The 8,986-nt window shown below is 47.3% G+C and carries 10 protein-coding genes and 1 pseudogene; 5 read left to right on the top strand and 6 right to left on the bottom strand.

What is annotated here, in order from left to right; translation table 11 throughout:
- Positions 1 to 162: 162 nt before the first annotated feature.
- Positions 163 to 381: a hypothetical protein gene (locus AADEFJLK_RS23985; protein WP_146054600.1), complete on the top strand. Its 219-nt coding sequence runs from the start codon at positions 163 to 165 to the stop codon at positions 379 to 381.
- A gap of 139 nt (positions 382 to 520) precedes the next feature.
- A pseudogene (locus tag AADEFJLK_RS13740) lies at positions 521 to 700 on the top strand (IS6 family transposase); the annotation flags it as partial.
- 34 nt (positions 701 to 734) lie between these two features.
- Here AADEFJLK_RS13740 and AADEFJLK_RS13735 read toward each other — a convergent pair.
- From AADEFJLK_RS13735 to AADEFJLK_RS13710, 6 genes are all read right to left on the bottom strand, one after another.
- On the bottom strand, positions 735 to 1,796 hold the full coding sequence (locus tag AADEFJLK_RS13735; RefSeq protein WP_103974666.1) for an aromatic ring-hydroxylating oxygenase subunit alpha: 1,062 nt from the start codon (positions 1,794 to 1,796) through the stop codon (positions 735 to 737).
- Between the two features lie 906 nt (positions 1,797 to 2,702).
- Positions 2,703 to 3,371 (bottom strand): hypothetical protein, encoded by a 669-nt coding sequence (locus tag AADEFJLK_RS13730; RefSeq protein WP_232463715.1) that lies wholly within the window; start codon positions 3,369 to 3,371, stop codon positions 2,703 to 2,705.
- Between the two features lie 885 nt (positions 3,372 to 4,256).
- A complete protein-coding gene (locus tag AADEFJLK_RS13720; RefSeq protein ID WP_249028049.1) occupies positions 4,257 to 4,679 on the bottom strand; it encodes a cupin domain-containing protein in 423 nt (140 codons plus the stop codon).
- Positions 4,680 to 4,755: 76 nt separating this feature from the next.
- Entirely contained in the window at positions 4,756 to 5,370 is a 615-nt protein-coding gene (locus tag AADEFJLK_RS13715) for an undecaprenyl diphosphate synthase family protein (RefSeq protein WP_088621004.1), read from the bottom strand.
- A gap of 601 nt (positions 5,371 to 5,971) precedes the next feature.
- The gene (locus AADEFJLK_RS24560; RefSeq protein ID WP_157679468.1) at positions 5,972 to 6,121 is read right to left on the bottom strand and encodes a hypothetical protein; all 150 of its coding nucleotides are present in this window, start codon (positions 6,119 to 6,121) and stop codon (positions 5,972 to 5,974) included.
- Between the two features lie 210 nt (positions 6,122 to 6,331).
- Positions 6,332 to 6,901 carry a chemotaxis protein CheB gene (locus AADEFJLK_RS13710; RefSeq protein WP_088621003.1) on the bottom strand — a complete coding sequence of 190 codons (570 nt, stop codon included), beginning with the start codon at positions 6,899 to 6,901 and terminating at the stop codon, positions 6,332 to 6,334.
- Between the two features lie 252 nt (positions 6,902 to 7,153).
- Between AADEFJLK_RS13710 and AADEFJLK_RS23980 the strand changes: the two genes are divergently transcribed.
- From AADEFJLK_RS23980 to AADEFJLK_RS13700, 3 genes are all read left to right on the top strand, one after another.
- On the top strand, positions 7,154 to 7,549 hold the full coding sequence (locus AADEFJLK_RS23980; protein WP_146054599.1) for a hypothetical protein: 396 nt from the start codon (positions 7,154 to 7,156) through the stop codon (positions 7,547 to 7,549).
- Between the two features lie 204 nt (positions 7,550 to 7,753).
- Positions 7,754 to 7,987, top strand: coding sequence for a hypothetical protein (locus tag AADEFJLK_RS13705; protein WP_232463696.1), 234 nt, complete (start codon positions 7,754 to 7,756; stop codon positions 7,985 to 7,987).
- A 13-nt stretch (positions 7,988 to 8,000) separates the two neighbouring features.
- Positions 8,001 to 8,819, top strand: coding sequence for an NRAMP family divalent metal transporter (locus AADEFJLK_RS13700; protein WP_103974665.1), 819 nt, complete (start codon positions 8,001 to 8,003; stop codon positions 8,817 to 8,819).
- Positions 8,820 to 8,986: the final 167 nt, after the last annotated feature.

The following is an 8,986-nucleotide window of genomic DNA, read 5'->3' as shown; positions in this document are numbered from 1 at the left end:
CGGGGCAAAAATAGCAGATCATTTTAGCGATAAACGAAATGCTTCAAACGGAGAAACGGGGCAGCGCCAATCCGCTGCAATGGCAATGACACTATCTTAAACTAGGCTAAATATTGTCTGGACAATGGGGTCCACTTAATTAAGGAATCTATACTGACCCCCATGGTTTATACCGCAGCTACCTTAAGCGCAAATTTTCAATGTCCGGGGAATTGGCGTTCTGCTTCTGAACAAGATGCCGATCCCGATAACGGAAATCGCCCTCATATTTCAGATGCCGCCTACAGCAATATTCTTCGCCTTGCACAGCATTGGAGCGGCCACCTCTACCAGAATTTCGCACCCAAATTTGTTACCGAGAGTGGAATCATCATTCCCTAATCATCAGTGGGACAATACGCCTACCGTACATTATTATAGAGTCCGAAGCTGATTAAGCGACACCGGCGGCATACAGGGTGGGTTTTGTCGCAAATATCCCAAACTTTGGAGATAATCTGCTCATTTTCGTTGCCAGACTATGAAAATCAGCTTTAAAGGTGTCCACGATCCGAAAAACGTTATCTTGTACGCGGTTTTCTTCTATGTCCGGTATGGCGTTTCCTACCGTGATCTGGAAGAGATTTTGGCGGAGCGCGGTGTCACCGCGGACCATGCGACCCTGAACCGCTGGGTTGTCCGTTATTCTCCATTGATCGCCCTGGCGACAAAACCCACGCGCTTACGGTCAAGCACTACTTATTAGAAATATCAAGATCAGTTACAGTGTGTTCTGAAGTATCCCCCAGTTTGAGCGATTTTTTGAGGTGCCGCCTATACTCGATGATTGCGCGATCTGCGCAGATAAACCGATCCTGGTTTGCATCTAAACTATTTGTCGGGGTTTGCTTCAAAATTACTCGTTTGTCTTGGTTAAGAATAAATAAATTGCTTAACCCCATTACTTTTTCGAATAGCATCGAAATGATGGGTATATGAACGTGGTGATAGAGGCGCAGATAATAGCGGGTTGACTGATTGTTAACCGGCACAAACGCAATAAAGTTCTTCAGGTCAGAACTGATATTCAACAGCCATGTTCCTGGGAATTGGAAACTCAAGCTAGGTTCCTTGCCATCGGCTTCCTTGGCGAGTTCCTGTCGTGCAAGATGCGGTTGCCCATGATCCTGATGATTGGTGACCCAGACCCGTATCCCTTGTTGGTCAGCTTCGACATACGGGCCATCAACGAAGCTTTTTCCGCCAGTCCCAATCGTATTCGCGTGAACAAATGGCAAATGCGCCACATCAAGTTGATTCTCAATAGCCCGGGTGTAGTGGACCGGCCATTCAACGATGTTTGTATGGTATTTCCAGCCAGTTTCCAGAATAGAAAAAAAAGGAACCCCCGGATATTCATCCTGAGCATCACCCCACCAGAGCCAGATAAACCCATGGGTTTCACTTAAAGTAAAACTGGTGGCTGACATGCCTTTTGGTACTGTAGACTCCTTGCCGTTGGCGGGAATGTGAACACAAGCGCCAGAGCCATCAAACTCAAATCCATGAAAAGGGCAAACTAACCGATCACTGATAATGTGTCCTGCACTTAGCGCCGCACCAAGGTGCGGACACCGTTCGATTTGCGCATGAGGTTGTCCATCCTCAGTACGCCAGAAGACCATTCTCTGTCCAAGGCGTTCGATTCCAAGTGGCTTATGCGTGAGTTCTACGCTTTCGAGTACCGGATACCATAGATCTCTCATAAGCGCCATAGTGGAAGAAAGTGCTTTCGTGCAAAATTGGATACTGTTCATCGGAGTTTGTCTGTAAGACTGAAACGATCATAAATAATGACTACCGCTGCGAGACAGGAGTCGAGTAGTCCCCAGAAGCGATAGTGCCTGAGTTTTCACGAAGCGAAGCGGAAGTGAAAATGCAGGCTATACGAAATCGCGTCGAGTCATTGGAGAGCATGTGAGCCACCCCTTGTTGGGTGGCGAGCGAGTGACCAGGACGGCTGGGGCAGCCGAAGGCATAAGCGGTCGCGTGATTTTTGCTGATTGACCGGCAAGGATGCCGAAGCAATCTTTCGCAAAAATAGCGACTCCCCTTATGAAAATGGGAGCCGCTAAGCGCAATAACCGTAGACGTGTCGCAAGAAAAATATGCGGCAGTGATAATCGGCGTTACGCAAATGGCTTGTATCGATAGACAACCGTTAATTCGGTCTGGGGCAAGAATTTAATCAACCCAGGCGCGATTACACGGAAATCTTGCGCAAGTCGGATAATATGGGCCGCTGTTCAAAATGGCAACTATATACGCAATATTCGACTTTTTAGGCCATTTTAAGGGTACAAAGGCTTAACCGACATTCCGCATACTTTTTTAAATTTTTGATATTTTATTAACCTATTGATATTTAATGGCTATGTATTTAGATCATGAAAACTTATTGCTTCTACAAATTAGAAATAGTGTCATTGTCATTATTTTCCTTAGGGTTATTATGTCATCAGGTAAGGTTTTAGGATGAATTTATTCACCGCAATCTCATGCGAATAAAGCGGTAGAGGCGAATGTGCCAGCATCGGCAAATAAAGTTCCTTTATAACTTGCCGGGTATTTTCATAACACATTGAAAATACCCGTTTCATGGCTTTTTAAAGCCGCCTTCGCACATGTTCTGACAATTGACTTTTTGGTCAGTTAAAAAATGACTAATCATCAATAGGGCAACCCAATAATGAAACAACTTCTTCATAGCCGATAAGGATTTTGTTGCCATCGATAATATAGTTGGCCAATTTGGTAATCGCCGCCCAGCTTTGCTGATCTTTTATGAAGCCAAACGCTATAGAAAACAATTCATCCCGCTTCTTGTCCTGCTGTTGTTTGTATGGAGAAAAGCTTTGTAAATAGTCATTAACTAGCGCAAGATCAGAGCGTCCGCCATAATGCTTCAATGCGTTCAAGTTGACTAATTTCTGGTTAAATATTTCACCGTCAGTATCGGCAACATATTTGGCTTCTGCTAGTGGCCCTATAAGCAGGTTAATGATGTCGGCTTCAATGGCTTTTATTAAATCAGCCATGGATTCATCATGGCTTGTTGTGTTATCCGCCAAAGCATCGATAGATGAGGGCAGAAACTCGACTAACCGGCCTCCTTCAACTCCCACAATGCAGTCATCATGCATTGTCTGACGTGTCTTAAGATATTCTTCAGGCTTTCCGTTTATGTTTTTAAGATTAATTTGAAAAAAAACTGGCGGCAGATTTCTGGCTTTATTGTTGAAATAAATAGCCGTCGCATGTCCCGCCTCATGGAAGGCAATCCGTCGCTTATGCTCCTTTAATTGATCCTGGCCGATATTTTCAGATGTCACTATTACCCTTTATTTTGAATGCCATAAAATGAAATTGATAGGTGTTCGGCTTAATGCAACGGCACATAAGTAACCGCTCATAAATCATTTAACATTTTTATCTCTGCAAGCCTTTAAAAATCTGGCTTGCCTGTTAAAAGACTTTTGCACAGTTGTTTAACCGGCTTTTGCGGCAATACCTTGTCCTTCTGGAGAAATCATAAAATCTACAAAAGTCCGCAATACCGGAGAGGGCGGCTTGTTTTTGGGCTAGTGAATGGCAATGCCCAAAATACGGCTCATCAGGTACTGTCCAGAGCAGATATTGTCGGCCATAGGCACTAAGCCAGAGCGCCTTTACGCGCGGTAATGGCAATTGAATGGATACCCACCGCACGCATTGTGTTGCTGATAAAGCCAATACGGGCAGTATCAGTGATAAGCTCTTGGCGTATGGACGAGACGACCATCAAAATCAAAGGCGAATGAGTTTAACTGTACCTCGCGGTCGTCAAGTTTGGTGATACGGTTAATTTTATGCTGTCCGAATGCCGCGACGAAGCGGCGGCCACCGGTTTCTTCAAGTAAGCCATTGATGGCTATGGTTTGCCCGAAAAAGTGGTCATGGACAAATGCGGTGCCAACCTGGCCAGGTTGGAAAACATCAACGTACTGCTGGTGTTGGCAGGTTTGCTATACCTGATGGTCGACATTTGCCAAGTCAAATGCCTGAATGACCTGATGGGACAGGATCACCGATTTACTTGTGCCCTTTGGGTATCAAAAGGATCACCGGGCCAATTTTAACCTGTCAACGTTTATATGGTCAGCAACATTTAGGAAAGATGTCTATTAAATCATTTCATTTTGCCTGAAAAGGCAAAGTGGTAGGGACACGCGATTAACCTATTCGGTCGTTTTGCCGTCGAAATGCTCGTTGTCGGCGTCGGCATCCTCTCGGGTGTGATGGACGACACCGTCCCGATGGTTCGGCGGTGCATAGAGAGTATAGAGTTTCAGTGGGACACTGCCGGTATTGATGATATTGTGCTTTATCCCAGCCGGGACAACTACCGCGAAGCCGGTGCGGATCACCGTCCTGACGCCATTAAGAACCGCCTCACCGGCCCCCTCCTCAACGCGAAAGAATTGATCGAGCTTGTGGACTTCCGCACCGATCTCTTCCTTGGGCTTTAACGCCATGAGGACAAGCTGGCAGTGCTTTGCCGTGTAAATTACTCGACGAAACTCGTCGTTCTTAACTGCGAGATCTTCGATATCTTGTACAAAACCTTTCATAATGATTCCTTCTTTGTTGGATTGCCCCATGGGGCGTTCGATGCCATTCAGAACAGGCGCACTTTTATTTCCCCCGTTCCCATATTAAAACTGGAGGTCCACGATCTTACCCGCCGAGTGTCTGATCCTGTTTTTTATACCAGGCGAGTGCCTGCTCAAAATGCTGCGGATCAAAATCTGGCCAATATTCATCCCTGACATAGATATCGGCATAAACCGATTGTACCGGGAGAAAGCCGCTCAATCGGCGTCCTCCTCCCCAGCGTACAATCAAATCCAGACGTGTAACTTCATCTGAACGCAGGCCACCGTTTTTAAGACCGGCCAGATCCCATTCCCAGCCATAATTGACGAGTAAATTTACCTTCATTCCGACACCCTGGCGCTGCCGGAATTCTGTTAACACTTTGGGGAATTGAGTCGATGTCTCATCGCCGACAACAAGCAGAGCCGCTCCGCGGCGTGCAATCTCGAAAGCGAAAGTGATGCAGGCTCCGGAGAATGCCTGTTTCTGAATGGAAGGCCGTTTAGTATTGTCCTGGGTAAATCCATAAATGGAAACCTCCTCTATCCCAAGTTCTTTGCATTTCTCATACAGCAGCAACCCCGGATTAATACCATGGACATATCCAGCCTCTTTTGGGAAGCTATGATCTGTGGCCCAGCGGCGATTCCCATCGGGAATGAAACCGACGTGACGCGGGATATTATTTTTCGCCATTGCAATCCTTATTTCAACATGATGTAGAACGATACGACAAGAGCTTATGCACACAATAAGCAAATTGAGCCATTTGCCATCGCTGGGTCAGGGCATTGAACAAACCACAGGCCGTTTGCATGATGGCCGTATAAATCAGATGGGAACACCGGAAGCGGTTGGCCATGATCGCCCACAATTTACCTAGCCGATGCCATGTTCCACCCTAACCCTGACGGCGCCCAACTGGGAATTGAAGGCTTGCTGTTGTCCCGTCAGTTCCTGGCCGGTCACTTTTGCAGGGTGTGCAGACCGTTAGGCTCAGAATCAGATGCACAGCACCAGGCACGCGAACACTAATGGCCAGGTGGTCAATATCATCATCAGCCACCACCTGGGCTTTCAGCGGGAAGGCATTTTTTTACCAGAAGAGTACCCTTTGTGGGTAGTATTGTCCCAGTAGGGACCGGACACGCGTTGTTCGGCGGCGTCAGTCAGCAGACACCCGCCAAGCAAGCCATCATTACAAATTGCTGCACATGACATGACTTAAATTCAGTTATAGTCCAGTCCCCATAAGACGGTGTCTCGATTTATAATGCCCTTATTAAACGGCTACAGCTTATTTGCCTCGAAAGAAAAATATCCAAAGAATCACACAAATCCCTCCTGGTACACCGAGCATCCATAAAAGCAACGGTGGCAGTATCCTGCCTTCTACTTTGCGACTAAACGTCATAGCCTTACCTTTTAATTGACTTAATTTGTTCATGGCTTTCTCCAAAAATTGATGGTTTAAATATTGATGACAATTGTGTTGGGCTATGACCCGATGTTCATAAACAGCAACACGAATTGTGATACCAATGATATGCTTTTAATGATAAGCAACACAAAGTTGCGGGTCTGTGCGGTATCGAACCAACCCCAAGGGGTTTCTTAGGGAAGGGTGTTTATGAATCAGTCAGGTTTGAAGCGTTTCTTAGGCTTCAGCGTGCGCAATTCGCATAATTTCTTGAGCGATATTTTCAGGCGATAGGATAAAATCGATGCACCCAGTGTCAATTGCGCTCACCGGCATGTCAGGCCGGAGAGCCGTACTAAGCTGCTGCGCGATGGTAATGCCGCCTACTGCTTTTATGTCACACAATGCTGCGGCCCCATCGCCATCATAGCCAGAAACAATAACGGCAATAAGCTTGCCGTCCCAATGGCGAGTAAGCGAACGCAGGAAAACCGTGATGACATCAGGCCAGCCACAAGGCTTGGATATAGGCTCTAGACGGAATTCTCCATTTTGGACGTGTAAATCCCGATTTTCAGGGATGATAAAGACACGATTAGGTTCGATCATCAAATTTTTCGCGATTAGATCAACTGGCATGGTTGTGTAGTTTGGAAGAATTTCATGCAACAAGGTTGGAAATTTTGTGATGTGATTAACGATGACGATAGCCACACCCATGTCAGCCGGCAGATTTTTCAATAGCCGAATATAGGCGTCAAGGCCGCCAGCCGAACCGCCGACGCAAACAATTGGGAAATTTTTCATCAAGGAACCCGCTTTAGATTGTCGCTATGTGATATTGGGTTTGTAGACCCATGAGGGACGCTTCCTGATATCACCTAGCATCGCGTCAACAATGGGTCAGCATATGCCCACCCGATCGCAAACACAGTGCGGAAACCAACATAGACCGCCATATAACGGTATGTGTGGAATCGCACGGACAACCTAAAGCTGGGGCGTATATTGGCAGCAGCAATCGTTTTTCTTGAAGCCCGTTCTTAGTGGAGTTCTAACATGCGTAATTCAGTTGCTGGATTAATTCTAATCATGACATTGCCGATGGTTTGTAAGGCCGAAAAAGCCGCTACCAACACGCCAGGAGTCCCGGTTGCCGGATCTAACGAAGCCCAACTTCCAGAGGCCGTTCCGAGTCCATCTCCTGAGGCATTATCACCCGACTCCCATCCAGGGAAGACCCCACAGGGCGGTAGTGCAGACTTCCCCAATACGCAAAGCGAAGCCTTCAATATCTGCTTACGCGCTACCCAGCGTTTCGAGCAACAGGAAAAGGCAAAAGGGACTAGCAAAACGGTATCAGCACCGTTGTCTGCTTCGTGCAAAACGGAATTGAAACCAGTACCGTATTGGCTTTTGCATGGACAAAGAATCCATTACGGAAGTCGACTTTAATGTCGCCCATACGCATTGTGCGAAATAAACTAAATGGCGCCTCTTTACATTTCAATAAACAGCCACCTAATCACCTCCACCGTGCGCTAGAAAACATTGCTAGGTTTTTGGCCTATTGTACGCAGCCGTACAGACTGATTTTAAGGGGTAGGGGTATAGTGAGCCGAAATCAGAAAACTATTTGTAACTAACGAGAAAATGATTATGGACACCCTAGATAAAGCATCGCACCACGCACACGACACCTTTGATAAGATCGCCCATGCGGCGGATCAGACAGCAGAACTACTGGGAGAAAAAAGCGAAGATTTACTGGATGCCGAGCGACAACTGATGAGGAAAACACGCCATGTTGTCCGTAAAAACCCCATAGCCACAATGGGTATCGCGGCTACTGCCGGTTTTCTGCTAAGCCATCTGCTGATTCGCTGCCGTTAAATCGGCAAAGAGTATGACCCAATCTAGCAAGCCAGCGGCAACGTCCGGCAAAAAACAGTCTTTGTGGGCCAAACTTGGCCCAGGCCTCATCAGCGGTGCCGCTGACGATGACCCAAGCGGCATCGCCACATATTCCCAAGTCGGTGCTGGGTTTGGCTACGCAATTCTTTGGACCGCACTTTTCACCTTCCCGTTGATGGTGGGTATTCAGACCATCAGCGCCCGCATCGGTCGGGTGACCGGGCAAGGGTTGGCGGCTAACATTCGTCGGCATTATCCGCCCTGGCTACTGTACGGCATTGTCTTATTGTTGCTGATCGCCAATACGATCAATATAGCCGCCGATATTGGCGCCATGGGCGCAGCACTCAAACTGCTCATCGGGGGACCGGCTCATTGGTATGCCATCGGTTTTGGCCTGCTCTCACTCGGCTTACAAATTTTCGTGCCATTTCCACGTTATGCGCCTATTTTGAAAACGTTAACGTTTGCACTGCTCGCTTATGTGGCCACCGTATTTGTAGTCAAGGTACCATGGAGTGAGGTAGCCTACCAGACCCTTATGCCATCTTTATCGGTCAAATCAAATTACTTGCTTGCCGTGCTGGCGGTATTTGGAACCACCATCAGCCCCTATCTTTTCTTTTGGCAAGCGTCCCAAGAAGTGGAAGACCAGCGTGCCGCACCTGGCGAGGAACCGTTAGTGGAGGCGCCAGAACAAGCATTGGCCGAATTGCAACGTATCAATATCGATACCTACGTTGGCATGGGATTTTCCAATCTGGTCGCTTTTTTTATCATCAGGCGCGCCAGGATTTTTCGCGAAAGCTAAAATGGGATCCATCCGATTTTAGCGGCGAAAAATTTTCCTGGCGATTATTGCCTTCGGCTGCCCGCCTTCGTCCTGCTCCGGCCGCAGCACACAACTCCCCTTCGGTACGCTGTGCACCACTGGCCTGCGCAAATGACTTGACGCCGTTTCGGGATGGCCTTGCATGT

It is taken from the genome of Methylovulum psychrotolerans, assembly GCF_002923755.1.
GTDB classification, from domain to species: domain Bacteria; phylum Pseudomonadota; class Gammaproteobacteria; order Methylococcales; family Methylomonadaceae; genus Methylovulum; species Methylovulum psychrotolerans.
The sequence above is the reverse complement of the archived record's forward strand: the minus strand, read 5'-3'. Positions and strand labels throughout refer to the sequence as shown.

Coding starts and splice junctions, on each gene's coding strand:
- AADEFJLK_RS13720 (WP_249028049.1), bottom strand. CDS start 4,679: ATGGGGCAATCCAACAAAGAAGGAATCATTATGAAAGGTTTTGTACAA.
- AADEFJLK_RS13710 (WP_088621003.1), bottom strand. CDS start 6,901: ATGAAAAATTTCCCAATTGTTTGCGTCGGCGGTTCGGCTGGCGGCCTT.
- AADEFJLK_RS13735 (WP_103974666.1), bottom strand. CDS start 1,796: ATGAACAGTATCCAATTTTGCACGAAAGCACTTTCTTCCACTATGGCG.
- AADEFJLK_RS13715 (WP_088621004.1), bottom strand. CDS start 5,370: ATGGCGAAAAATAATATCCCGCGTCACGTCGGTTTCATTCCCGATGGG.
- AADEFJLK_RS13705 (WP_232463696.1), top strand. CDS start 7,754: ATGGACACCCTAGATAAAGCATCGCACCACGCACACGACACCTTTGAT.
- AADEFJLK_RS13700 (WP_103974665.1), top strand. CDS start 8,001: ATGACCCAATCTAGCAAGCCAGCGGCAACGTCCGGCAAAAAACAGTCT.
- AADEFJLK_RS24560 (WP_157679468.1), bottom strand. CDS start 6,121: ATGAACAAATTAAGTCAATTAAAAGGTAAGGCTATGACGTTTAGTCGC.
- AADEFJLK_RS23985 (WP_146054600.1), top strand. CDS start 163: ATGGTTTATACCGCAGCTACCTTAAGCGCAAATTTTCAATGTCCGGGG.
- AADEFJLK_RS23980 (WP_146054599.1), top strand. CDS start 7,154: ATGCGTAATTCAGTTGCTGGATTAATTCTAATCATGACATTGCCGATG.